This is a genomic window from Pseudomonas sp. UBA6562, from assembly GCF_002434265.1.
GTDB lineage: Bacteria > Pseudomonadota > Gammaproteobacteria > Pseudomonadales > Pseudomonadaceae > Aquipseudomonas.
In genome coordinates, this window is the sequence record NZ_DJJS01000006.1 from 280,284 (window position 1) to 305,411 (window position 25,128).

Annotated in this window: 22 protein-coding genes and 1 riboswitch; of the genes, 13 read left to right on the forward strand and 9 right to left on the reverse strand. The window is 60.3% G+C overall.

Features of this window, described 5'->3' with window-relative positions; translation table 11 throughout:
- Nucleotides 1–24: 24 nt before the first annotated feature.
- From B4M43_RS08790 to tkt, 5 genes are all read right to left on the reverse strand, one after another.
- Nucleotides 25–348, reverse strand: a complete 324-nt coding sequence (locus B4M43_RS08790; RefSeq protein WP_296266149.1) for an MliC family protein — start codon at nt 346–348, stop codon at nt 25–27.
- A 41-nt stretch (nt 349–389) separates the two neighbouring features.
- Nucleotides 390–641, reverse strand: coding sequence for a hypothetical protein (locus B4M43_RS08795; protein ID WP_296267289.1), 252 nt, complete (start codon nt 639–641; stop codon nt 390–392).
- On the reverse strand, nt 641–1,804 hold the full coding sequence (locus tag B4M43_RS08800) for a phosphoglycerate kinase (protein ID WP_296266151.1): 1,164 nt from the start codon (nt 1,802–1,804) through the stop codon (nt 641–643). Before B4M43_RS08800 ends, B4M43_RS08795 begins: the two co-directional genes overlap by 1 nt.
- Nucleotides 1,804–2,877, reverse strand: coding sequence for an erythrose-4-phosphate dehydrogenase (gene epd, locus B4M43_RS08805; protein WP_296266153.1), 1,074 nt, complete (start codon nt 2,875–2,877; stop codon nt 1,804–1,806). Before epd ends, B4M43_RS08800 begins: the two co-directional genes overlap by 1 nt.
- A gap of 333 nt (nt 2,878–3,210) precedes the next feature.
- Nucleotides 3,211–5,208, reverse strand: coding sequence for a transketolase (gene tkt / locus B4M43_RS08810; protein WP_296266154.1), 1,998 nt, complete (start codon nt 5,206–5,208; stop codon nt 3,211–3,213).
- A 260-nt stretch (nt 5,209–5,468) separates the two neighbouring features.
- Here tkt and B4M43_RS08815 point away from each other — a divergent pair, with 260 nt between their 5' ends.
- From B4M43_RS08815 to B4M43_RS08830, 4 genes are all read left to right on the forward strand, one after another.
- Complete coding sequence (locus B4M43_RS08815; protein ID WP_296266156.1) at nt 5,469–6,485, forward strand: ArsR/SmtB family transcription factor; 1,017 nt, start codon at nt 5,469–5,471, stop codon at nt 6,483–6,485.
- Nucleotides 6,482–7,672: a methionine adenosyltransferase gene (gene metK / locus B4M43_RS08820; RefSeq protein ID WP_296266157.1), complete on the forward strand. Its 1,191-nt coding sequence runs from the start codon at nt 6,482–6,484 to the stop codon at nt 7,670–7,672. The genes B4M43_RS08815 and metK overlap by 4 nt, the downstream gene beginning before the upstream one ends.
- A 144-nt stretch (nt 7,673–7,816) precedes the next feature.
- Nucleotides 7,817–9,517 (forward strand): NAD-dependent DNA ligase LigB, encoded by a 1,701-nt coding sequence (ligB, locus tag B4M43_RS08825; RefSeq protein ID WP_414707825.1) that lies wholly within the window; start codon nt 7,817–7,819, stop codon nt 9,515–9,517.
- Nucleotides 9,518–9,650: 133 nt separating this feature from the next.
- Nucleotides 9,651–10,046 (forward strand): DUF1090 domain-containing protein, encoded by a 396-nt coding sequence (locus B4M43_RS08830; RefSeq protein ID WP_296266158.1) that lies wholly within the window; start codon nt 9,651–9,653, stop codon nt 10,044–10,046.
- Between the two features lie 30 nt (nt 10,047–10,076).
- On the opposite strand, the gene B4M43_RS08835 is transcribed toward B4M43_RS08830, so the two are convergent.
- Nucleotides 10,077–10,523, reverse strand: a complete 447-nt coding sequence (locus B4M43_RS08835; RefSeq protein ID WP_296266160.1) for a c-type cytochrome — start codon at nt 10,521–10,523, stop codon at nt 10,077–10,079.
- A gap of 114 nt (nt 10,524–10,637) precedes the next feature.
- Between B4M43_RS08835 and B4M43_RS08840 the strand changes: the two genes are divergently transcribed.
- The gene (locus tag B4M43_RS08840) at nt 10,638–11,792 is read left to right on the forward strand and encodes a murein transglycosylase A (protein WP_296266162.1); all 1,155 of its coding nucleotides are present in this window, start codon (nt 10,638–10,640) and stop codon (nt 11,790–11,792) included.
- A gap of 2 nt (nt 11,793–11,794) precedes the next feature.
- Here B4M43_RS08840 and B4M43_RS08845 read toward each other — a convergent pair whose 3' ends face one another.
- Nucleotides 11,795–12,181, reverse strand: coding sequence for an MAPEG family protein (locus B4M43_RS08845; protein ID WP_296266164.1), 387 nt, complete (start codon nt 12,179–12,181; stop codon nt 11,795–11,797).
- Nucleotides 12,182–12,206: 25 nt separating this feature from the next.
- Complete coding sequence (locus B4M43_RS08850; protein ID WP_296266166.1) at nt 12,207–13,040, reverse strand: EamA family transporter; 834 nt, start codon at nt 13,038–13,040, stop codon at nt 12,207–12,209.
- Nucleotides 13,041–13,255: 215 nt separating this feature from the next.
- On the opposite strand from B4M43_RS08850, the gene B4M43_RS08855 reads away from it, so the two are divergent.
- From B4M43_RS08855 to B4M43_RS08885, 7 genes are all read left to right on the forward strand, one after another.
- Nucleotides 13,256–14,491, forward strand: a complete 1,236-nt coding sequence (locus B4M43_RS08855) for a cation:proton antiporter (RefSeq protein ID WP_296266168.1) — start codon at nt 13,256–13,258, stop codon at nt 14,489–14,491.
- A 1,147-nt stretch (nt 14,492–15,638) separates the two neighbouring features.
- Nucleotides 15,639–16,805 carry a hypothetical protein gene (locus B4M43_RS08860; RefSeq protein WP_296266169.1) on the forward strand — a complete coding sequence of 389 codons (1,167 nt, stop codon included), beginning with the start codon at nt 15,639–15,641 and terminating at the stop codon, nt 16,803–16,805.
- 34 nt (nt 16,806–16,839) lie between these two features.
- Nucleotides 16,840–17,457, forward strand: coding sequence for a CDP-alcohol phosphatidyltransferase family protein (locus B4M43_RS08865; RefSeq protein ID WP_296266171.1), 618 nt, complete (start codon nt 16,840–16,842; stop codon nt 17,455–17,457).
- A 14-nt stretch (nt 17,458–17,471) separates the two neighbouring features.
- On the forward strand, nt 17,472–18,788 hold the full coding sequence (locus B4M43_RS08870; RefSeq protein WP_296266173.1) for an ATP-grasp domain-containing protein: 1,317 nt from the start codon (nt 17,472–17,474) through the stop codon (nt 18,786–18,788).
- A 53-nt stretch (nt 18,789–18,841) separates the two neighbouring features.
- Entirely contained in the window at nt 18,842–21,205 is a 2,364-nt protein-coding gene (locus B4M43_RS08875) for a PEP-utilizing enzyme (protein ID WP_296266175.1), read from the forward strand.
- Nucleotides 21,202–21,804 (forward strand): gamma-glutamyl-gamma-aminobutyrate hydrolase family protein, encoded by a 603-nt coding sequence (locus tag B4M43_RS08880; protein WP_296266177.1) that lies wholly within the window; start codon nt 21,202–21,204, stop codon nt 21,802–21,804. Before B4M43_RS08875 ends, B4M43_RS08880 begins: the two co-directional genes overlap by 4 nt.
- Nucleotides 21,801–22,526 carry a phosphocholine cytidylyltransferase family protein gene (locus tag B4M43_RS08885; protein WP_296266180.1) on the forward strand — a complete coding sequence of 242 codons (726 nt, stop codon included), beginning with the start codon at nt 21,801–21,803 and terminating at the stop codon, nt 22,524–22,526. The genes B4M43_RS08880 and B4M43_RS08885 overlap by 4 nt, the downstream gene beginning before the upstream one ends.
- Nucleotides 22,527–22,922: 396 nt before the next feature.
- Here the strand turns inward: B4M43_RS08885 and B4M43_RS08890 are convergent, their stop codons facing one another.
- Nucleotides 22,923–23,324, reverse strand: a complete 402-nt coding sequence (locus tag B4M43_RS08890) for an acyl-CoA thioesterase (RefSeq protein ID WP_296266182.1) — start codon at nt 23,322–23,324, stop codon at nt 22,923–22,925.
- 187 nt (nt 23,325–23,511) lie between these two features.
- A riboswitch (S-adenosyl-L-homocysteine riboswitch) is annotated at nt 23,512–23,608 on the forward strand.
- Nucleotides 23,609–23,628: 20 nt separating this feature from the next.
- On the opposite strand from B4M43_RS08890, the gene ahcY reads away from it, so the two are divergent.
- Nucleotides 23,629–25,038 (forward strand): adenosylhomocysteinase, encoded by a 1,410-nt coding sequence (gene ahcY, locus B4M43_RS08895; protein ID WP_296266186.1) that lies wholly within the window; start codon nt 23,629–23,631, stop codon nt 25,036–25,038.
- The last annotated feature ends 90 nt before the right edge of the window (nt 25,039–25,128 follow it).

Consider the following 25,128-nt stretch of genomic DNA (forward strand, 5'->3'; position numbering starts at 1 on the left):
CGCGCAGTGAGCCAGCCCGGCCATTCACGGTGCCTTGCAGCCCCGCCCTATCAAATCGTCGGTCGCCACCCAGTACACCAAGCCTTCTTCGCCCTGGGTATGGAAGGCCAGCACACCGTCGCTGTACAGCGCGCCGGAACCGCTCGGCTCGGCCAGCAGGTGGTAGCCGCGGCTGCCCAGGCGCACATCGACGGCCTCGCGCGAGGCGTCGGTGTAGCGCCAGAGCACTTCGGTCTGGCTGTCGCAGACCCAGCGCGTCCAAACGTCCGCCACCGCAGGGGGCGAGGTCTTGAGCATCGAGCAACCGCCCAGTGCCGACAAGGCCAACACGGCCATCAGCGCTTTCATCGTTCTCTCCCGGCCCCTTCGCCCCGTGCCGCCCGAGTGCCTCATGGGCACCCCGGCGCCTGGCGTTGGTGCTCGTCGTCGTATTTTTCCAGCCCTTCCTGCCCCAGGCGCTTGCTGATCACCGGTACCGTCTCGGCCTGCCATTGCGACTGATAGCAGCCGCCTTTGGGCGCCTGCGGCGAATCGGCCTCGGGTGCCGGACCGCTGGCGCACGCACCGAGCAGAACGGCCATGAGCATCACAGGCAATTGCTTGACCATCGGGTCGCTCCCTTTGCCAGGCGCCGGCGCTATCAGGCCTTGGCCCGCTCTTCCAGAATGGCCACCGCCGGCAACACCTTGCCCTCGACGAATTCGAGGAAGGCACCGCCACCGGTGGAAATGTAGGAGATATCGCCGCCGACCTCGTACTTGTCGATCGCCGCCAGGGTGTCGCCGCCGCCGGCGATGGAGAAGGCGTCGCTGGCCGCGATGGCCTTGGCCAGCACCTGGGTGCCGTTGCCGAACTGGTCGAACTCGAACACGCCGACCGGACCGTTCCACAGGATGGTCTTGGACGACTTGAGCAGGTCGGCGAAGTGGGCGGCGGTCTTTGGTCCGATGTCCAGAATCATGTCGTCGGCGCTGACGTCGGCGATGGCCTTGACCGTGGCTTCGGCGCTTTCGGCGAACGCCTTGGCCACCACCACATCGACCGGCAGCGGCACGTTGACCTTGGCTGCGATGGCCTTGGCGGTGTCGACCAGGTCGGGCTCGTACAGCGACTTGCCCACCGGATGGCCGGCGGCGGCGAGGAAGGTGTTGGCGATGCCGCCACCGACGATCAGCAGCTCGCACACGGCGCTCAGGCTATTGAGCACGTCGAGCTTGGTCGATACCTTGGAGCCGGCGACGATGGCGGCCATCGGCTGGGCCGGGGCCTTGAGGGCCTTGCCCAGGGCGTCCAGCTCGGCAGCCAGCAGCGGACCCGCTGCGGCGACCTTGGCGAACTTCGCTACCCCATGGGTCGAGCCTTCGGCGCGGTGGGCCGTACCGAAGGCGTCCATGACGAACACGTCGCACAGCGCGGCGTAGCGCTGCGCCAGCTCGTCGGCGTTCTTCTTCTCGCCCTTGTTGAAGCGCACGTTCTCGAACAGCACCAGCTCGCCGGGCGCGACCTCGACGCCGTCGAGGTAGTCCTTGACCAGCGGTACGTCGCGGCCCAGGGCCTTGCTCAGGTAGTCGGCCACCGGCTGCAGGCTGTTCTCAGCCGAGAACTCGCCTTCGTTCGGGCGCCCCAGGTGCGAGCAGACCATTACCGCCGCGCCTTTTTCCAGCGCCAGCTTGATGGTCGGCAGCGCAGCCTGGATGCGCGCATCGCTGGCCACCACGCCATCCTTCACCGGGACGTTGAGGTCTTCGCGGATCAGTACGCGCTTACCTTGCAGGTCGAGGTCGGTCATCTTCAACACGGTCATCAATGCGGTCCTTCAGGGCTGTGGGGTGCAGATGGGTGGACGACGCGCAGATAGTGGTCGGCGACGTCGAGCATACGGTTGGCGAACCCCCATTCGTTGTCGAACCAGGCCAGCAGGTTCACCAGGCGGGTGCCTGAGACGCGGGTCTGGCTGGCATCGACGATGGCCGAATGCGGGTCATGGTTGAAATCGCAACTGGCGTGCGGCAACTCGGTGTAGGCCAGCAGGCCGTGCAACGGGCCGCTCAGCGCGGCCTCGCGCAACACCCGGTTGACCTCGGCGGCGTTGGTGTCGCGCGCGGTGTGCAGGGTGATGTCCAGGCACGACACGTTGACCGTGGGCACGCGTACCGCTTTGGCCTGGATTCGTCCGGCAAGTTCCGGAAGCAGCCGTTCGATGCCGCGGGCCAAGCCCGTGGACACCGGAATGACCGACTGGAAGGCCGAACGGGTGCGGCGCAGGTCTTCGTGGTGGTAGGCGTCGATCACCGGCTGGTCGTTCATCGCCGAGTGGATGTTGGTGATCTGCACGTACTCGATGCCGAAGGCCCGGTCGAGCACACGCAGCAGCGGCACGCCGCAGTTGGTGGTGCACGACGCGTTGGACACCAGCCGCTCGGCGCCCGTCAGGCACTGCTGGTTGATGCCGTAGACCACCGTGGCGTCGACGTCGGCCTCGCTGGCCATGGGCTGGGAGAACAGCACCCGTGGCGCGCCGGCGTCGAGAAAGCGTTGGCCGTCGGCGCGCGAGGTGTAGACGCCGGAGCACTCCAACACCAGATCGATGCCCAGGGCCGCCCAATCGACGCCTTCGGGAGTGGCGCTGCGCAGGACTTTTACGCAGTCGCCATTGATGTGCAGACAGTCGCCTTCGACCCTGACCTCACCGGGAAATCGCCCGTGGGTGGAATCGAAGCGCGTGAGGTATTCGATGCTGGCCTGATCGGCCAGGTCGTTGAGCGCCACGATCTCGAAGCCCGCCCGCGCACCGCGCTCGACCAAGGCGCGCAGGACGCAGCGGCCGATGCGGCCGTAACCGTTGAGTGCAACTTTGTAGGGACGCGAGTGGGGCATTCGGGGCTCGTGGGGCAGAGTGTGGGTGAAGCGGTATCGCAAGCATGGAACGTGGTTGGGGTCGTCTGGCACGGCCTGGAGACTGTCGCCAGTGCCGTCTCACAGGTGCTCCGCGTCGCTTGGCTTGGGCCGGCTATGCCGGCCATCGCGGCTGATCGGAGCGCCGAACCGGCCGCTCCTACAGCGCGCGTTGTGTCATCCGGAAATGCACGCGTTCCATGTAGGAGCGGCTTTAGCGGCGATGGGCCGCGGAGCGGCCCTGTGTCAGCCCCAGCGATCTTCCAGAAGGCCGCCTCGGCTGATGGCCAAGGCAACCGATCGCCAACACCGACCTCAGTCCTCCAACAGCTCCTGCGCCGTCTCGACCACGTTCTCCACGGTGAAGCCAAACTCCTTGAACAGCTCGCCCGCCGGCGCCGACTCACCGTAGGTGGTCATGCCGATGATGCGCCCTTCCAGGCCGACGTACTTGTACCAGAAGTCCGCATGCGCCGCTTCGATGGCGATCCGTGCGCTGACTTCCACCGGCAACACCGACTGACGGTAGGCAGCGTCCTGGGCGTCGAACACGCTGGTGCTCGGCATCGACACCACACGGACCTTGCGGCCTTGCTCGGTCAGCTTGGCGGCGGCGTCCGTCGCCAGGCCCACTTCGGAACCTGTGGCGATGAGGATCAGCTCGGGCTCGCCTTGGCAGTCGCGCAGGATGTAGCCGCCGCGGCTGATCTGGGCGATCTGCTCGGGGCTGCGATCCTGATGCTGCAGGTTCTGCCGCGAGAAGATCAGCGCCGACGGGCCGTCGTTGCGCAGCAGGGCTTCCTTCCAGCACACCGCCGATTCCACGGCGTCTGCCGGGCGCCAGGTGTTCAGGTTGGGAGTGGTGCGCAGGCTGGCCAACTGCTCGATCGGCTGGTGGGTCGGGCCGTCTTCGCCCAAACCGATGGAGTCGTGGGTGTAGACGTGGATGGCGCGCTGCTTCATCAGCGCCGACATGCGCACCGCGTTGCGTGCGTATTCCATGAACATCAGGAAGGTCGCGCCGTACGGCACCAGGCCGCCGTGCAGGGCCAGACCGTTCATGATCGCGGTCATGCCGAACTCGCGCACGCCGTAGTACACGTAGTTGCCGCTGGCATCGCCGGCTTCCACGCCCTTGCAACCTTTCCACAGGGTCAGGTTGGAGCCGGCGAGGTCGGCCGAGCCGCCCAGCAGTTCCGGCAACAGCGGGCCGAAGGCGTTGAGGGTGTTCTGGCTGGCCTTGCGGCTGGCGATGGTTTCGCCCTTGGCGGCGACTTCTTCCACATAGGCCTGGGCCTTGGCGGCGAAATCTGCCGGCAGCTCGCCACTGGTGCGGCGCTTGAATTCGGCCGCCAGCTCAGGGAAGGCCTGGGCATAGGCATCGAAACGCTGGTTCCACTCGGCTTCGGCCTGGGCCCCGGCTTCCTTGGCGCTCCATTCGTCGTAGATGTACTGCGGGACCTCGAAGTCGCCGTAGTCCCAGTTCAGGCCCTTGCGCGACAGGATGATCTCGTCGTCGCCCAGCGGCGCGCCGTGGGACGATTCCTTGCCTGCCTTGCCTGGCGAACCGAAGCCGATGATGGTCTTGCAGCAGATCAGGGTCGGCTTGTCGCTCTTGCGCGCGGTTTCGATCGCCATCTTGATTTCGTCGGCGTCGTGGCCGTCGACCTTGCGGATCACCTGCCAGCCGTAGGCTTCGAAACGCGCAGGGGTGTCGTCGGTGAACCAGCCGTGCACCTCACCGTCGATGGAGATGCCGTTGTCGTCGTAGAAGGCGATCAGCTTGTTCAGGCCCAGGGTGCCGGCGAGCGAGGCGACTTCGTGGGAAATGCCTTCCATCATGCAGCCGTCGCCCATGAACACGTAGGTGTTGTGGTCGACGATGGCGTGGCCGTCCTGGTTGAACTGCGCGGCCATGATCTTCTCGGCCAGAGCGAAGCCCACGGCGTTGGCGAACCCTTGGCCCAGAGGGCCGGTGGTGGTTTCCACGCCTGGGGTGTAGCCGAACTCGGGGTGGCCCGGGGTGCGGCTGTGCAGTTGGCGGAAGTTCTTCAGGTCGTCGATGGACAGGTCGTAACCGGTCAGGTGCAGCAGGGAGTAGATGAGCATCGAGCCGTGGCCGTTGGACAGCACGAAGCGGTCACGATCGGCGAACTTGGGGTTGCTCGGGTTGTGCTTGAGGTAGTCACGCCACAGCACTTCGGCGATATCCGCCATCCCCATGGGGGCACCGGGGTGGCCGCTGTTGGCCTTTTGCACGGCATCCATGCTGAGGGCGCGGATGGCATTGGCACGATAACGACGGCTGGTCATCGATGGTCTCCTAAGGGCTTCGAAAGAGGTAACACGGAAAAGAGTCGGGCATTTTCGCCCACAGGCAGTGCTCACGGCAATGACGGATGGTCAGGAGGGGAAAATTTCCTTGTCCTGCGGGCGTATAGGCCCCTCCACGCACCAGGCGAGCCCCACGAGACGCCTGACATTGGCTGCTCGAAGCCTTCGCCAGGTGCAATATCAAAACTTTTTGATATTGCAGTTGCGAGCCTCGTCCACCCTGACTAGACTCCCGCTCCATGAACCTACCCGCGCAATCCTTCCCCACGTATCGCAGCGATGACCTGGCCGCCCTGTGCAAGGCCAGTGGCGACGGCCTGCGCCTGAACGTGCTGCGGGCATTGGCCAGCGACTCCTTCGGCGTGCTGGAACTGGCGCAGATCTTCGACATCGGCCAATCGGGCATGAGCCACCACCTCAAGGTGCTGGCCCAGGCCGGGCTGGTGGCCACGCGCCGCGAAGGCAACGCCATCTTCTACCGCCGCGCCTTGCCCGACGCGCTGCGCTTGGGCGGGCGCGTTCATGCCGCGCTGCTCGAAGAAGTCGATCAGTTGCCCTTGGCCGCCGAGGTGCAGGCGCGCATCGTGCAGGTGCAACGACGCCGCGCGGCGACCAGCCAAGACTTCTTCCTGCGTGTGGAAGAGAAGTTTCGGGCCCAGCAAGACCTTATCGCCGGCCTGCCGCAATACCGCGAAAGCCTCTTGGCGCTGCTCGACCAGCTCAGCTTCGGCCCGCAGGCCACCGCCCTGGAAGTCGGCCCCGGCGACGGCGGCTTCCTGCCCGACCTGGCACGGCGCTTCGCCCAGGTCACTGCCTTGGACAACAGCCCGACCATGCTCGAACTGGCGCGCCAGGTGTGCCTGCGCGAACGGCTGGACAACGTCACCCTGCAACTGGCCGACGCCCTCGACGCGCCCCAGGCCGAGGCCGACTGCGTGGTGCTGAACATGGTCCTGCACCACTTCGACGACCCCGCCCAGGCCCTGCGCCAGTTGGCCTTGCGGGTGAGCCCGGGCGGCAGCCTGCTGATCACCGAACTGTGCAGCCACGACCAGCGCTGGGCCAAGGACGCTTGCGGCGACCTGTGGCTGGGCTTCGAACAACACGATCTGGCCCTTTGGGCCAGCGCCGCCGGGCTCACCCCCGGCGAAAGTCTCTATATCGGCCTGCGCAATGGCTTCCAGATCCAGGTGCGCCATTTCCAGCGGGCCGCTACCCACCCCTTCATCGATACCGCTAGGAACCCTTCGAGATGAGCGAATACTCCCTTTTCACGTCCGAGTCCGTGTCCGAAGGGCATCCGGACAAGATCGCCGACCAGATTTCCGACGCGATCCTCGATGCCATCATCACCCAGGACAAATACGCTCGCGTAGCCTGCGAAACCCTGGTCAAGACCGGTGTGGCGATCATCGCCGGTGAAGTCAGCACCTCGGCCTGGGTCGACCTGGAAGACCTGGTGCGCAAGGTCATCATCGACATCGGCTACGACAGCTCCGACGTCGGCTTCGACGGTGCCACGTGCGCGGTGATGAACATCATCGGCAAGCAGTCGGTGGACATCGCCCAGGGCGTCGACCGCTCCAAGCCGGAAGACCAGGGCGCGGGCGACCAGGGCCTGATGTTCGGCTACGCCAGCAACGAGACCGACGTGCTGATGCCGGCGCCGATCTGCTTCTCGCACCGTCTGGTCGAGCGCCAGGCCGAAGCGCGCAAGTCGGGCCTGCTGCCTTGGCTGCGGCCGGACGCCAAGTCGCAGGTCACCTGCCGCTACGAAGGCGGCAAAGTGGTCGGCATCGACGCGGTGGTGCTGTCGACCCAGCACAATCCGGACGTGTCCTACAACGATCTGCGCGATGGCGTCATGGAGCTGATCGTCAAGCACACCTTGCCGGCCGAGCTGCTGCACAAGGACACCCAGTTCCACATCAACCCCACCGGCAACTTCATCATCGGTGGCCCGGTGGGTGACTGCGGCCTGACCGGGCGCAAGATCATCGTCGACTCCTACGGCGGCATGGCCCGCCACGGCGGCGGCGCGTTCTCCGGCAAGGACCCGTCCAAGGTCGACCGTTCCGCCGCCTACGCCGGTCGCTACGTGGCCAAGAACATCGTCGCCGCAGGCCTGGCCGAGCGTTGCGAGATCCAGGTGTCCTACGCCATCGGCGTCGCCCAGCCGACGTCGATCTCGATCAACACCTTCGGCACCGGCAAGGTCTCGGACGCGCGCATCGTGCAATTGGTGCGCGAGTGCTTCGACCTGCGCCCCTACGCCATCACCACCATGCTCGACCTGCTCCACCCGATGTACCAGGAGACCGCCGCCTACGGCCACTTCGGCCGCACGCCGCAGCAGAAGACCGTGGGTGACGACACCTTCACCACCTTCACCTGGGAACGCACCGACCGCGCCGAGCAACTGCGCACGGCCGCTGGCCTGTAATTTCCTACAGGCTGACCAGAAAGCCCCTGCCGAGCGATCGGCAGGGGCTTTTTCGTGACATACGCGCTGACAATCCCCTTCCCATGTCAGCGCTTGCAACTGACTAGGCTGGTTCGCGTCTCCATTGCCGCAAGGACGCTGGCCATGCTGTCGAGAATGCTGATCGCGCTGCTGCTCTGCGCTTGTAGCCTGCCGGTGCGCGCGCAGGACTGCCCCACCTGGCCCATCGCCCAGGCCACCCGCGAAGTCGCCGACCTGGCCCAGACCCTGGCCCGCTGGGACGACCATTACCATCGCCTGGGCATCGCGCTGGTCGACGACGAAGTGTACGACCAGAGCCGGCAGCGGCTGCATCGGCTACGGCAGTGCTTCGCCCTACCCGACACGGCCGACCCGCTGGCCACGGCGGGCGGCCCGGTGGCGCACCCCATCCCGCATACCGGGCTGGCCAAGCTGGCCGACGCGCAGCAGGTACGGCGCTGGCTGAGCGGCAAAGCCTCGCTATGGGTGCAGCCCAAGGTGGATGGCGTGGCGGTGACGCTGGTCTACCGCGCAGGTCGGCTGCGGCAGTTGATCAGCCGCGGCAACGGCGCCTCCGGCCACGACTGGAGCCATCACCTGCCGGCGCTCGGGCAGGTCACTCAGCGCCTGCGCGAACCCATCGACCTGATCCTGCATGGCGAGCTGTACCTGCGCCTGGACGACCATGTGCAAGCCGAACAAGGCAGCCTGAATGCCCGTGGCACGGTAGCCGGGCTGCTGGCGCGCAAGCATCTGGACCCTGTGCAGGGGCAGCGCATCGCACTGTTCGTTTGGGATTGGCCCGAAGGGCCGGACACCCAGCAGGCGCGCTATGCGCGTTTGGCCGAACTGGGCCTGGCCGACACGCAGCGCTTCAGCCAGGCGGTGGGTAGCTTCGACCAAGTTGCGCAGTGGCGTCGGCACTGGTATCGCACGCCGTTGCCCTTCGCCACCGATGGCGTGGTGCTGCGCCAGGATCGACGGCCACCTGCCACACGCTGGCAGGCCCAGGCGCCGCACTGGATTGCCGCCTGGAAGCACCCCTTGCGCCAAGTGCTGGCCGAGGTGCGCGCCGTGCAGTTCAAGATCGGCCGCAGTGGCCGCATCACCCCGCTGCTGCACCTGCGGCCGGTGCAGCTCGACGACAAGCGCATCACCCAGGTCAGCCTCGGCTCGCTGGCGCGCTGGCAGCTGCTCGACGTGCGTCCGGGCGATCAGGTGCAGATCAGCCTGGCCGGGCTGACCATCCCGCGCTTCGAGAACGTGGTGCACCGCACCCGCATACGCCAGACGCTCCCTGTGCCCGACCCTGTGACGTACCACGCGCTCAGTTGCTGGCACGCGAGCGAAAGTTGCCACGAGCAGTTCGTCGCCCGCCTGGCGTGGCTCAGTGGCAAGCAGGGGCTGGCCATGCCGGGTGTAGGCGCGGGCACTTGGCGGCGACTGGTGCAGGCTGGGGTGGTGACCCACCTGGGCGACTGGCTCGACCTCGACCTTGCCGACTTGCGCCAAGTGCCGGGCATCGGTGAGGCGCGTGCCGAACGGTTGTTGCGCAGCTTCGAACTCGCCCGCACACGCGGCTTTTCGGCCTGGGTCCGCGCCCTGGGTGCACCGCCCGCCAAAGGGCTGGTTTGGGCGCCGGACTGGGCCAGCCTCGCTGGGCGCGACATTGCCCAGTGGCAGCAGACGCCAGGTGTCGGCACCCGCAAAGCCCAGCAGCTGCATGCCTTTTTCACCCACAAAGAGGTGCAGGCGGTGGCCGAGCGGTTAGGGCAGTTGCGCTTGCCTGGATTCGCCTCGCCTTCCGTATCAGAGACGCAATAGTGAAAGGGCACATAACGCGTAAGCAAATTCTGATAAATGACTACAAAGCGTTATCAATGCTTTCTTAAAGCACGAAACCAAGGCAGGATTTCCCCCATCTTTTTGCTACCGCGCCCCGCTTAGGAGGCTTTCCATGAAACATCTGCCGTCCCTCGCCCTGTTCACCACCCTGTTCCTGGCTGCCGCCGGCGCCCAGGCCGCACAGCCCGATGCCGGCCTCACCGGTTGCGCCGCCAAGCGCAGCGCCATCGAGAACCAGTTGAAGATCGCACGCGACAAAGGCAATTCCAGCCAGGTCGCCGGGCTCGAAAAAGCGCTGCAGGAACACAGCGAGCACTGCACCGACGCCAGCCTGCGCAAAGAGCGCGAGCAGAAGGTGCTCGATGCGCGCCACGAAGTGGCCCAACGCACCAAAGACCTGGACAAGGCCATGAAGAAGGGCGACGCGGACAAGATCAACAAGCGCAAGGAAAAGCTCGCCGACTCGAAGAAGGAACTGCAAGACGCCATCGACCAGCTCGAGCGCTGAGTTTCGCGTTCCGTAACGTTCGGCGTGGTTTCAGTGGTTGCGAAACGCCCGATGGCAAGCCGTGCACGCCTGTTCGACCGCATCCATTGGGGCTTGCAACTCGCTCGCACGCAAGGGCCGACGCTGGCTTTGTCCATGCAATGAAGCCGTCGCCGCCTCCAGTTGCCTCGCCAGGTCTTCGAAGCGCGCCTGGCGTTGCCATACGGCCGGCTTGGCGTTGCTCCGCTCCCCCTCGCCGGGCATTGGAAAGTGCTGCCAGGGCTGGCGAGCCAAGGCGTCGAGACGCGTGGCGCCCTCGGCAAAGTCGTGTTCGTCGAACGCTACTCTGCCGCGCAGCATGCCGCCCAACTGCTCGCTGACGCGCAGCATGTCCTTGAAAATCGTTTTGCGCAGGTTCAAGGGCGAGTTCGGGTCGGCCCGCTCGCAGCCACACAGTACGGCGGCGACGCACAGCATGGCGATGAAACGCTTGTACATCCTCGGCCCTCGGGCAGGTAAAAGGGCCGCCAGTATCCGCGCCCGCGCGACAAAGACCAATCCCTTACAAACATCAGGGCCAAGCGCTCGCCCGCCCGCAAGGACACCAACCCCATGACCCATTCCCTACGCCGCCTCGCCGGCGCCCTTGCAGCACTGGCACTGCTGGCAGGCTGCAACGGCAGCGACGAGGACAAGAAACCCGCGCCCCACGCCATCGCCACCTACACCCCCGCCACCTGGAAGGACCTGCCCGCCGTTAGCGACGCGGATCTCGTGGCAGGTTTCGCCGCCTGGCGCCAAGGTTGTGAAAAGCTCGCGCGCAATCCGGTCTGGGCGGCGACCTGCGAAGCCGCGCAGGCCGTGCCGGTCGAGCCGCAGCAGGTACGTGGTTTTCTTCAGGAGCGCTTGCAGGTCTACGGCCTGCGCTCGGCGCAGAACCAAGCCAACGGCCTGATCACCGGCTATTACGAGCCGGTCTATCGCGGCAGCCTGACACAGACCGCCGAGGCCTCGGTGCCGGTCTACGGCATCCCCGACGACATGATCGTGGTCGACCTGGCCGAGGTGTACCCCGAACTCAAGGGCAAGCGCCTGCGCGGCCGCCTCGAAGGGCGCGTGCTCAAGCCCTACGACACCGCCGAGGTGATCGGTCGCGAAGGCGCGAAGGCGCCCGTGCTGGCCTGGCTGACCGACCCCATGGACTTGCAGTTCCTGCAAATCCAGGGCTCGGGCCGAGTACAACTAGACGATGGCCGGCAACTGCGCCTGGGCTATGCCGACCAGAACGGCCATCCCTATCGCCCCATCGGTCGCTGGTTGATCGAGCAGGGTGAGCTGACCCAAGACCAGGTCAGCATGGGTGCCATCCACGCGTGGGCCCAGGCGCATCCGCAGCGGGTGCCGGAGCTGCTGGCGAGCAACCCCAGCTACGTGTTCTTCAGTGCGCGCCCGGACAGCAACGAAGGCCCGCGCGGTTCGCTCAACGTGCCGCTGACCGCCGGCTACAGCGTAGCGATCGACCGCAAGGTGATCCCGCTGGGCAGCCTGCTGTGGCTGTCCACCACCCGCCCCGACGGCAGCCCGGTGGTGCGCCCTGTGGGCGCGCAGGACACCGGCGGAGCGATTACCGGCGAAGTGCGCGCCGACCTGTTCTGGGGCACTGGGCCGCAAGCGGGCGAGCTGGCCGGCAACATGAAGCAGCAAGGGCAGATCTGGATGCTCTGGCCCAAAGGTCAGCCGCTACCCGACGTGCCCAGGGTGCCCTGATTTCAGACCGACACCACGAAGAAGCTGACGATCAGCATCAGCCCGGCGAAGTACATCAACGAACGCAGCGCGGCCCAATCGGCCATGTAGCAGATGATGAACAGCAGCCGGCTGGTGATGTAGAGCACCGCCAGCACGTCTTGGGTCACCTGTTCGGCGTTGCCCACCACATCGGCCACCAGTACGGCGGCGGCGAAGGCCGGAAAGGTTTCGAAACCGTTCTGCTGGGCCGAATGCAGCCGCCGCGGCAGGCCGGACAGGGTATCGAGGAAGGCGCGCGGGTCGTGGTTTTCGCGAAAACCGAAACGGCCGCTGGCGACTTTGGCGCCCAAGGCGCTGAGCGGCGGCAACAACATGGCGAACAGGATGCACCACAGGGCGACGGTCATAGCAGGACCTCCAAGGTCGAATGGGTCAGAGTTTCATCACCAGCACGCCAGCTAAGACCAGCCCGCACGCCAGAAGTCTCGGGCCGCCGAAGGGTTCCTTGAGATAACGCATGCCCAGCAGCACCACCAGGATCACGCTCAGCTCGCGCAAGGCCGCCGCTTCGGCGATCGACCCCAGGTGCATGGCGAACAGCACCAGGGCATAACTGAGCAGCACGCACACCCCCACCGCCAGCCCCAAGCGCCACTGCGTGCGCCAGAACAGCACGAAGGCCGGCCGTCGCGCCACGCCCGCCAGCAACGGGAAGGGCACCGAGCAGCACAGCGTCAGCCACACCAGGTAGTCCCAGGGCTGGCCCCAACGCTGCACCGCCTGCCCGTCGAGCCAGGTGTAGCAACCGATGCACAGGCCGATCAGCGCCACCACCGGCAACATCGACCAGGGCAGACGTTCGCCGCCCCCGCCTTGCCACAGCAGACAGGCCATGCCGCACGGAATCAGCAGGATGCCGACGATCTGCTGGGCGCTCAGCGACTCCCCGGCGAACAGCAGCGTCAACACCAGCACCACCAACGGCGACGTCCCGCGCATCAGCGGGTAGATAAGGCCCAGGTCGCCTACCCGATAGGCCTGGATCAGCAAAACCCGATACAGCAACTCGGCCAGCGCCGAAGCGACCAGCCACGGCCAGATCCCGGCCGGCGGCATCTCGACCCAAGGCAGGGCACATAAGGCGAACAGCAGGCCGACCGTGTCCATGCAGGCGATCACCAGCGAGCGCTCGCCGCTGAACTTGATGAGGGTGTTCCAGGTGGCGTGCAGCAACGCGGCGAGCAGGACGAGCGAGGTAGCCAACACCGTTCGAGGCTCCAGCATGGGATGAAAGGTAAGCGAATGTTTCGTCATGCACCCTACCCTGCTCGTGACCAGAAAACGAGGTTCCAGCGCGCCACAAAAGGAACGTTATGCAGTTTTCTGGTCAGAGCATGTGCCCGACCGCCCGGTCAGCCCATCAAATAACTGCCCCGAACCATTCGGGTTTCGACTTGGAAGCCATTGCCACAGGATTCAGGATGCTTGAACTCGTTGCTGCGTTTATCTGCTTGACCACCCTACTCACCTACGTCAACTACCGTTTCATCGGCCTGCCGCCCGCCATCGGCGTGATGGTCACTGCCTTGCTCTTCTCGCTGATGATCCAGGGCCTGAGCCTGCTGGGCTTTCCAGGCCTGGAAGCGCGCGTCGAAGGCCTGATGAACCAGATCGACTTCAACGATCTGCTGATGCACTGGATGTTGTCGTTCCTGCTGTTCGCCGGCGCCTTGCACGTCAACCTCGGCGACCTGCGCAGCTATCGCTGGCCCATCGGCCTGCTGGCCACCGTCGGCGTATTGATCGCCACCGTGGTGATCGGCCTGCTGGCGCACTGGGTGTTCGCGCTGTTCGGCTGGCACGTCAGCCTGATCTACTGCCTGCTGTTCGGCGCGCTGATCTCGCCCACCGACCCCATCGCAGTGCTCGGCGCGCTGCGTACGGCCAATGCGCCCAAGCCGCTGAAGACCACCATCGTCGGCGAATCGCTGTTCAACGACGGCACCGCCGTAGTGGTATTCACCGTGCTGCTGGGCATCGCGCAACTAGGTGAGACGCCGAGCATGGCCGACACCGCCGTGCTGTTCCTGCGTGAGGCGGTCGGTGGCGCGCTGTTCGGCGGCCTGATCGGTTACGCCACCTACCGCATGATCAAAGGCATCGAGCAGTACCAGGTGGAGGTCATGCTGACCCTGGCCCTGGTCATCGGCGGCTCGGTGATGTGCTACGAACTGCACGTCTCGGCGCCCATCGCCATGGTGGTGGCGGGCCTGATCATCGGCAACCTGGGCCGCAACCTGGCCATGAACGACATGACCCGCCGCTACATGGACGGCTTCTGGGAGCTGATCGACGACATGCTCAACGCCCTGCTGTTCGCCCTGATCGGCCTGGAGCTGTTGCTGCTGCCGTTCAACTGGCTGCACCTGGCAGCCGGCACCGTGCTGGCCGTGGCGGTACTGGCCGCGCGCCTGCTGACCGTGGCCCCGGCGATCCTGTTGCTGCGGCGCTGGCGCAGCGTGCCCAAGGGCACCATCCGCGTGCTGACCTGGGGCGGTTTGCGTGGCGGCGTTTCGGTGGCGCTGGCGCTGTCGCTGCCGACTGGCGATGAGCGGGATTTGTTGTTGTCGATCACTTACATCGTGGTGTTGTCGTCGATTCTGATTCAGGGGTTGACGGTGGGTGGGGTGGTGCGGCGGGTGAGTGAGCAGCCGTGAACTGTTATCAATGACATGCAGGCATCGCATCATGCGGTGCCTGTCTTTTCAGACCAGTTGTCGGTCGCGAGCTTTCACCACACTTCTTTAATTTCAAGGCGACGGCAGAGGGGACGAGCGTTTCGCCAAAAGCTGTATTTCACGATGGCGATACAGGTCGTTGCCGGACTCGATATCCTGACGAGACAGCCGTCCGAGCTTGGGATGTCGCGCTAAGGAAAGCCGCAAAAACAACATCGTCGCAGGCCAACTTGTCGGGCTGACTAATCTGTAAAGCCTGAAAAGTTCAGCCTCTTCATCAGTATCAGCTCTCCTGGCAGTGGGCGACTCTGCCGATAGGCGTCACAAGAAAACCAAAGCGGATCAGGTGTGTAGATTGTGAAAGGCTCTTGAAGCTTTCTCAGCCGTTCGGCATGGCCGTGCCGCTAGATACTCACCTTATTGTGCAGAGGAAATCCTGACCAGGACCGCCTGAGTTGGAAAAGCCCCTGTGCGCAATCGCTGAATTTTATCACTTCAAGAACGAAAGCGTCGCCTAGCCTATCCGCTGATGGCGTAGCCGTGTGCCATATACGGAAATGGTTCGACGACTACGCTCGTTAACGCAAAGACGCCTTACGAGACGACAGGAATGCGCTAACTTTCCAGGCCGCGCCTGAAGTGGACCCAGAATGACACCGCCTTCCTCGAGCGCCGCCTTTTGCTGACGCGAAGAAATGTAGGCGGCTTCCATTTTTCAAGTCCAGGTCATGAGTTGCCTGGAAAATGAGGGGCCGCGCCAATACCGCGAGCCTGAATGTAACGGGGCTGATTCGCACTTTCATTTATCGCATTCTATAAACCGCAACTTGTACATCACGCCTCCTGAAGCAAGAACCATCTTACAGAAGCGTCCTACAAACTAAGCCTAAGAACAAACAAAAAGTGAAAGGCATTAATCCAACTGCACACTTCCATCCACTCCGCTATGGACTGAAAAAATATTAGAACGGCACATCTAACCACTAATTACAAGCTCACAACCACCGCCCTAGACAGGCTGAAAATTTTTGTTGCAAATTCCACTCAATCCCTTACTTGCTCGAAAAGGTTAAATAGCGCTAACTTTTTTCAACCGCATAACTCAAACAAGAAAAGGCAGAGCACCGTGAGTACATGCATCTCTTCGCACCGAGAGATGGCGCTACTTTGGGCCGTCAACTTGTGCGCCATCTCAGCATCGACACTGACCTACATTTACCTCTCCTACTACGTGTATCTTCAAACGGCAAATCTGATTTTTTCTCAGCTGATACTCTTCGCACCGATGATCCTGCCGGTCATCCTCGTGGCGTGGATCTATCGCCTGTCGGACTGGTTGCCGCCGCGCACGCTGCTCTGGACTACGAATCTGATGTCGTTGATTTCGGCATGGATCACGTATCAGACGCTGCCGCATTACACAGGAGTGGCTGTGGGAGGGGCGATTATCATCGGCACATTGGATGCACTACAGCGGGTGGGCCGGATCGTTGCAATCAAATGCTACTTTCCGGGCTCGCAAATCGCCAGTTCCGTGCCACTGACATTGACGGCACAGTTCATCGCCGGCGGTCTCGCAGGACTCAGCATGATGCTATTGAAGGCAGATATGACGCCTGACCTGGCCTTGAAAATAACAGGGATCTTGTTCGCTACCGCCATGCTAGCAGCCATTATGTTACCCGCCTCGATTCAATCGGAAGGCGCTGTTCGCGCTACGCCAAAACTTATACGCGCGCTGGCAGTTACGCTGAACGATTATCCGCCAGTGCGACTCACCTTGCTACGGTTCTTACTCTTCGTGAGCCTTTTCCAAGGATTTTTCAACGTCTCCCGAGTGCTGCTGCCAGCCCATGTATTAGGTCTGGGCGAAGCATATGTCGGCCTATTGCAGGCCGTCAACAGCATTGCGGCGCTGGTAGGTGCAGTGCTGTTCTATCAAATGAACAAGCGCGGCTTTCGGCTTTTACAGCTCCCCATGCCCGTCATCAGCAGCCTCTTCATGATCATCTCTGCCCGCGCTATAAATTTGGAAACCAGCTACGCAGCCTATTTTTTCTACATCTTTTTCTTCGAGATGGCATTTTTCAAACTGCAAGCTGACTTGGTGCGCTGCACACCCGCTCACGCAATGCCCTTGATGGCATCAGTACAATATGCAGGCGTTTATCTAGGCATGATAGTAAGTATTTTCTTGGGCTCACTGCTTGCGGATGCGGTCGGACTATTTATCACGAGCATTCTATTTGCAATAGCCTACGAATGGGCAGATCGGTTAATTAAAACCAAGTAACCACACAATCTAACACCCCCTACTGAAGGCATAAATGATGCAAAATTTCACGCACCCGTTTCCTTTCCTTAAGCATTTAGACGTGCCCAATATAACAACTTTATTTAACTCTTCTCTCGCTTCGCTCGTGATCTACTGTGCCTACACAGAAGAATTATTACTTAGCGCCATGTTAATTTGCTTGGCCGCCATACTGGATGTGGTCGATGGCCATTTAGCTCGAAAATACTTTTCTACTAATAAACAAGCACGAGACTTTGGTAAAAATTTAGACAGCTTTGCTGACTTGCTCAATTTCAGCATAGCGCCGGCTTTTATCACATTCCAACTCGTACCCTCCACCCTTGGCGGTTTTTTAGCAGGTACGTTGGTGATGACAGCGGTGCTACGGCTTTCTCTATTTGGTCTACCGGGAAGGGATAACTCTAAGCACTACCAGGGTCTTCCAACCACCTATTCAGGATTTATATTTTCACTGGCACTTTTGATTTTACCCGGGGTACAGCACTCCCAACAGTATGTTGTAGCTCTCGTCGCTACGACTGCACTGCTTCAAGTATCCAACCTCAGACTTCCGAAGTACAGCACGACCGCAACAATCTTTATGTTTGTCTCAGCATTTGGAATTACTGCCTTTATCATTCACACCTAAAATGCGAGGTTCGCATGCGACATATCGTTTTTGTCGACAGTACGGTCAGTGGATTGCTGGCTTTAGAAGCCGCAAAAAAACTGGACTGTCGCGTCACATTCATCCACCAGCGCGACGCATCATTTTTGAACATTTCCCTTGGCGACGATACAACTCTGTTGGCGTCTTACCTACACCATGTCGACAATTATGTTCGAGTCGATAGTCTGCAAGACGAGGCGTTCAGTCAATGCCTCTCAACACTCCACCTACAGTGGCCTATCGATGCACTCGTTACTACCTCCGAAGCAGCTATCTTGCCAGTGGCACGCGAAGCGCAGCGCCTCGGCCTACCCTGCCCTGACTACGACGCGCTGTGTAATGCCGTTTTCAAGAACTGTCTACGTGAAACGTTGAAAACTCATGGGCTACGCTCTCCAAATTTTGAGGTACTCACTGAACAGCAACTAATAGAAGGCGATGCTCCACAGGTGGCATTGCCGTTTGTGGTGAAACCAATTCGCGGTTTTGCGAAACAGTTTTCCGCCATCTGCCACCACCGTAGCGATTTCGATGTTTTTTTAAACTGCTTGCGTCAGACGCGCTCAATGAGCGACCCCATGATCAATCGGCTGGTTAGTCGCGACTATCTTATCGAACAATACATCGACGGGAGCTTGTACTCGGCCGAAGTCATCGTTCAGGAGGGCAAAGTCTCATGCTATGCCACCACTATTAGATTCCGCGCTGACTATAACGAAATCCTAGAAATGACTTCAACCATGCCCTCGGGACTGGATGAGACTCAGCGCAACCTCATCAAACTCTATGTCCAGGCTGTTTTTGATGCGTTGAAAATAAATTTTGGACTGTATCATGTCGAACTGCTACTCAATGAATCGGGGCCGTGTTTGGTCGAGATCAATGCGCGCATGATGGGCAGCGTTTCGCCGCAAATGTATCGACTGCTAACGGGTATCGATCCATTTGAATTAATGATTCGATTGCATCTTGGGGAAGAGATAAAGATCGACGACTCAGCACTGAAAAGCGCAGGGTCTGTGGTCACCATCGCGTCGCGCTTTGGTGGCTTCATTTCAGCCCACTACGACCCTAACGAGTTTTCAGCACTCTTGCGCAAATACGATATTCAATTTTGCACAGCTCGCGTTTTTCCAGGGCAGGCTGTACAGCGCTACAGCGGCAATATAGGCACCATTGGACATGTCATCATTGAAGACACATGCCCCTATGCCGCAGCGGCAGCGGGCAATTGCTTCCTTCAGGAGTTATCCCTGTTGTATGGCCTCGAACTGGCGACCTACACCGGTCCGGAACTGCATCGACAGTAGCCAACACCTGCAACTCTTCTAAAGTCTTGGCCATTAATCAAAGGAAATGTCCAATGTGCGAAATGGAGCTTTCTACGTCATCCACATTTAATTTTGCAGGCAAAGCCGCCACGCTGAAGCGCCTAGCGCCTTTGCTAAAGACAGGGCGGATACTCCCAATATTTGAACTGACGGTCGCGCAATGGCGGGCTGATCGCCTGTCTGTGATCAAGCAGTGCCAGCGAGTCTTCGGTCAAAAGGCGCTGATCGTAAGATCAAGTTGTTCAGTTGAAGATCGCGATGGTTCCTCCGGAGCGGGTCTGTACGAATCGATACTCGATGTGTTTGGAGAGCCGGCGTTGGTAGGTGCAATCGAAGCAGTGATCGAGTCGTATGGCATTGTTCGAGAGCATGATGAAGTGCTGGTGCAGCCTATGGCGAGCGGTGTACTGGCCAGCGGCGTTGCCATGACCCGCGATCCAGAGACTGGCCTGCCTTACCACGTCGTAAATTACAGCGTAGGTTCCGCTACAGATAGTGTCACCACTGGCAGGCGCCCTGTACGCACCTATATTGCCTTCGCCGGAACATCAGCTTCTGAACCCAACGAATTGCGGGGCCTCCTCAGTATGCTTGAAGAGCTCCAGAGGTTGACTTGCCACCCTGCCTTGGATGTGGAATTTGCAATCACACCTGATGGCCCTCTTTTGTTTCAAGTAAGGCCAATGACCGCCAGGTGCGCACCACCCAAAGATGAGCTTACTGATATCAAACTAAATAGCCTACTTGATCAAGAGGCCGCTCATCTGGAAGACAGCTTTCTCGAACATACTAAAGACAGTCCCTCCAGACCTGTACTTTTCGGGATGATGCCAGATTGGAATCCCGCTGAAATGATTGGCACAAAGCCACGCCCAATGGCCTACTCGCTTTATAAAGAACTTATTACTGAACTCAATTGGGCGTCCGCACGGTTCCGTTACGGCTATCGTGACCTTCGACGCAAACCGCTCATGCATCAGTTTGGAGGCTCGCCTTACATTTGCGTCAGACACAGTATTGAGTCTTTAATACCCGCTTCGGCACCTCCTTCAGTGGTAGAGCAAGTAGTCAATCATTCGACTCATTTTCTGGCCCAGCACCCACACCTACATGACAAGATCGAGTTTTCAATAATCCCGACATGCTTCACCCCGTGTTTAGCGGATAACGGGGTAACACACGCACCGGCCTTGGAAGCCCTTGACGTCAAATCGCGTACAGGTTACTTGACTGGACTATGCCAGTTAACGGAATTGATACTAGCCACCAATGGCCCCTTTTTCTCCGATCTGGTCCGCCAAAAAAACATTGCGGCATACGTGCGAAGTCTCACGATGCAAAGCATGCCAGATGATCCGTTACAACATATGCGCAGTGCTTTGTCCGCGGCCAGTGTCGCTGCGGAAGTATTTGCAGGCGCGGCGCGCGCGGCTTTTGTAGCTACTGCGATCATTAAATCTCTAGAAACACAGGGGGTCATACCTGTCAACGCCCTTGACTTAATGACCGGTGATATAAGAACGGCAGGGCAGGAACTCGCAAGCGATTTCATAAGCTTGCACAAAGATGACTTTCTCAGAACACATGGCCATATCAGGCCAGGCACTTATGATATCCGAGTACCTCGTTACGACGAAGCCCCCGAGCATTATTTCGACTGGCAATGTCCATTGCAACGTCCTTCCACGCCATCGCTTCAAATCGAAGCGTTCTCTTGCCAAGTCAACGTGATTCAACACGCCTTCGAACGCTGTGGTTTGGCCGTGTCTGGCCAGCAATTTATGACATTCTCCCGTTTAGCCATTGCTTCGCGCGAAAAGCTTAAATACCTTTACTCCGCTTTGGTGTCTGAAGTTTTGCGATCCTTGTGCATCTGGGGAGAGTTACAAGGTTTGGATCGCGATGACCTGAGTTTTCTCAGCATCAGGGATTTCATATATGGTGACAGCGGGCCTAGTCATTCAATGTTGCGCGAGCATATCGTCAGCAACCGTCAGCGTTGGCTGGAGACACAGTTGATTCGTACGCCCAGTCTTCTTAGCAAACCGCACGACATCTTTAGCCATCACGCGCAAGCAGCACATCCAAACTTTATCACTCGAAGCCTCCGGGATGCGCACGTGGCGGAGGTCCGCGCGGAAAATTCAGCGTTTGGCATCAAAGACTGTATCGTCCTGATTGAGCACGCGGATCCAGGCTTTGACTGGATATTTACACACCGTATCGCAGGATTCATCACAGCCTACGGCGGGGAAAACTCGCACATGGCTATTCGAGCCCGAGAATTTTCGATTCCAGCGGCCATTGGCGTAGGCGAAGCTCGCTTCAAAATCCTTTCGAAAGCAAAACGGCTGCGACTCGACTGCGCTGAACGGCGCATTCAGGTGCTTGCATGATCCTAATCGGCTTGACCATGCTCAGACACTTAAACACAAGACACGGAGACTGGCACGACGCCTTGGACCAGCGTTGGTCAGTATTCCTCACTCAGTGCGGCCTAACACCGCTCTATCTACCGAATGATCCTGATATCAGCACGGCTCTCGTAAAGCAGCTGCGTCCCCATGGGCTGCTACTAACTGGCGGTGGCGACTGTAGTGCAGTGACCGGCGCCCTGGATAACCGCGATACAACCGAGCAGGCGTTGCTCGATCTCGCAGGTGAACTGCTGCTACCAGTACTTGGAGTATGTCGCGGTATGCAGGTCATGCTGACACGTGCGGGCGGCACACTTGAAAGCGTTTCAGATCATGTGGGAAAACACATGATCGTTGAGGCAGAGGAGCATCGACAGGTCAATTCTTTCCACGACTACGGGTTTCGCCACGTGCCTAGTGGGTATGACGTACTCGCCATGTCGGACGACGGTGTGGTGGAGGCGGTATGCCACCCTCAGCTACGCCACACCGGAATCATGTGGCATCCAGAACGTTCACCTGCGGCGCATGCTTTGGATATTCAGCGCGTATTACAATCATTCGGAGTTGCTCCATGAAGGCCATTATCCTCGCAGCAGGACGCGGAAGCCGACTGCAAATGCTTACCGCTGAATGTCCCAAAGCCTTAGTGCCTATCAACGGTGCAACGCTATTGGAACGCATGATCGCTGCCCTGCGCAGAACTGAGGTAAGCGAGATAGGTATCGTCGTGGGCTACAGAGGCGCAATGCTTGAAGGCTTTGCAGACAAATCGTTCCAAAACGTTCGTTGGGCACAGACAGGCATAATGACTTCGCTAACATGCGCTGATAGCTGGCTAAGCCAGGAGCCTTGCATAATTAGCTATAGCGATATTTTCTACGAAAGTAGTCTGGTAAGTGACCTTATCCAGCACCCCGGCGATATTGTAGTCGGCTATGACCCTGCGGCAGTAGACCTATGGCGACAGCGCTTCGATGAGCCGCTCGCCGATTTGGAAAATTTTTATATAAGGAATGGACGCGTTAGGGTCATCGGTAAACGTGCGAAGAATCTTGAGCGCTTGAACGGTCAGTACATGGGAATTTTTAAAATAACACCTAAGGGGTGGCGCGCGCTTAAAGAACAGTTGAACCTATTGCCGCCCGCAATACGCGATGAAATCGACATGACCTCCTTGCTGAACGCCCTGATCAACGTCAACTTCCCCATCGCTGGAGTCGCTACTTATGCTCCATGGGGCGAGGTAGACTGCCCAAGCGACATAGGACTATATGAACGGATTTACCCTGAATTGTGAGATGGATTTTCCTGAAGTTCCTCTCTACTGAAAGGCCTTGAAATCACAAAAATCTGGACATCCTACGCGTCGCCAAGAACCTCCTCGCTTCCATTAAGCTATCGATATACACCTTTCTTCGTAAATCTGAGACATGCAGTACCTGCTCAGCTTACTAGTCTTTACGCTTTAGTTCGATCTGTCTAAAAAGAGATCTCACATGAACCGGTCTATCTCACAATTCTTAATATTCCACAGCAACGACAATTATGTGTCTGCTTTTGGACAGGGTCCGATGCTGTACAGGCGAGGTACAAACGCCCAGTTCAATTTTTCATGCGCGGGTAGATGAATTTGAAATCCTAGCTCAATCCCAGATGCTCGAGAAATCAGGGGCCGCCTGAGCGGCCCTGTGATTCACTCCACCGCACTGTCCGGAAACTGATCCTGCAAATACTTGATCTGCGTCCGCCCATGCGCCGCCGGCAGTCCATCCTCACCCAGGTTCACGAACACCATGCGATCCACCGTCAAAATGCTTTTGCGCGTGATCTTGTTGCGCACCTCACAGCGCAAGGTGATCGACGTCCGACCGAACTCCGTAGCGGTGATGCCCAGTTCGATGATGTCGCCCTTGCGCGAGGCGCTGACGAAGTTGATCTCCGACATGTACTTGGTCACCACGCGCTGGTTGCCCAGCTGGACGATGGCATAGATCGCCGCTTCTTCGTCAATCCAGCGCAGCAGGCTGCCGCCGAACAGTGTGCCGTTGGGGTTGAGGTCTTCGGGCTTGACCCATTTGCGAGTGTGGAAATTCATCGGTGCTCCTCGTGACTGAAAGGGCGGGATCGGGATGGGGCCATGATGGCAGAGCGGTCGGGGGCCGTGCATGCGTCTTGGACCATGGTCGCGAACGATTCGACAGAAAACCTTGGGCTCTGTCACCCGCGCGGCTATAATCGCTGCCGTTTCACATGGTCGCCCCCTGCGCGGCCATGCCCGCCACCCGTCCGAGGGGCGCTGCAGCAGGTCGATCCTGTCAGGCTCGGATGGGGCGTTGTCCGCGTTCGCGGACGCCTAACGCACAACGGCGCCCATTCGACATGACGAATGGAGGCTCTTGATGAGCGCTGTAAACACGCCTGCCGGTTTTTCCGATTTCAAAGTCGCCGACATTTCCCTGGCCGACTGGGGTCGCAAGGAAGTCATCATCGCCGAATCGGAAATGCCCGCGCTGATGGGCCTGCGCCGTAAATACCAGGGCGAACTTCCGCTCAAGGGCGCGAAGATCATCGGCTGCATCCACATGACCATCCAGACCGCTGTGCTGATCGAAACCCTGGTCGTGCTGGGCGCCGAAGTGCGCTGGTCGTCGTGCAACATCTTCTCCACCCAAGACCAGGCCGCCGCCGCCATCGCTGCCGCCGGCATCCCGGTGTTCGCTTGGAAAGGCGAGACCGAAGAAGAATACGAGTGGTGCATCGAGCAGACCATCCTCAAGGACGGCCAGCCATGGGACGCCAACATGGTGCTGGACGACGGCGGTGACCTGACCGAAATCCTGCACAAGAAATACCCGGCCATGCTGGAAAAGATCCACGGCGTGACCGAAGAGACCACCACCGGCGTGCATCGTCTGCTCGACATGCTGGCCAAGGGCGAACTGAAAGTCCCGGCGATCAACGTCAACGACTCGGTCACCAAGAGCAAGAACGACAACAAGTACGGCTGCCGTCACAGCCTGAGCGACGCCATCAAGCGCGGCACCGACCACCTGCTGTCGGGTAAGCAGGCGCTGGTCATCGGCTACGGTGACGTGGGCAAGGGCTCGGCGCAGTCGCTGCGTCAGGAAGGCATGATCGTCAAGGTCACCGAAGTCGACCCGATCTGCGCCATGCAGGCCTGCATGGACGGCTACGAAGTGGTCTCGCCGTTCAAGGACGGCATCAACACCGGCACCGAAGACGGCATCAACCGTGACCTGCTCGGCCGCATCGACCTGATCGTCACCACCACCGGTAACGTCAACGTCTGCGACGCCAACATGCTCAAGGCCCTGAAGAAGCGCGCCGTAGTGTGCAACATCGGCCACTTCGACAACGAGATCGACACCGCCTTCATGCGCAAGCACTGGGCCTGGGAAGAGGTCAAGCCGCAGGTGCACAAGATCCACCGCACCGGCGCCGGCAGCTTCGACGCGCAGAACGACGACTATCTGATCCTGCTGGCCGAAGGCCGCCTGGTGAACCTGGGCAATGCTACCGGTCACCCAAGCCGGATCATGGACGGCTCATTCGCCAACCAGGTGCTGGCGCAGATCTTCCTGTTCGAGCAGAAGTACGCCGAACTGGACGCCGCGAAGAAAGCCGAGCGTCTGACCGTTGAAGTGCTGCCGAAGAAACTCGACGAAGAAGTGGCCCTGGAAATGGTCCGCGGCTTCGGCGGCGTGGTCACCCAGCTGACCCCGCAGCAGGCCGAGTACATCGGCGTGACCGTCGAAGGTCCGTTCAAGCCAGAGGCTTACCGCTACTAAGCGGCCACTGCGGGTAGGCGCACCCTCGGGTGCGCCCGCTTGCAGCTGTACAGGCAGTATTGGAATGATGTTCAGCCAGGCCGACCCATG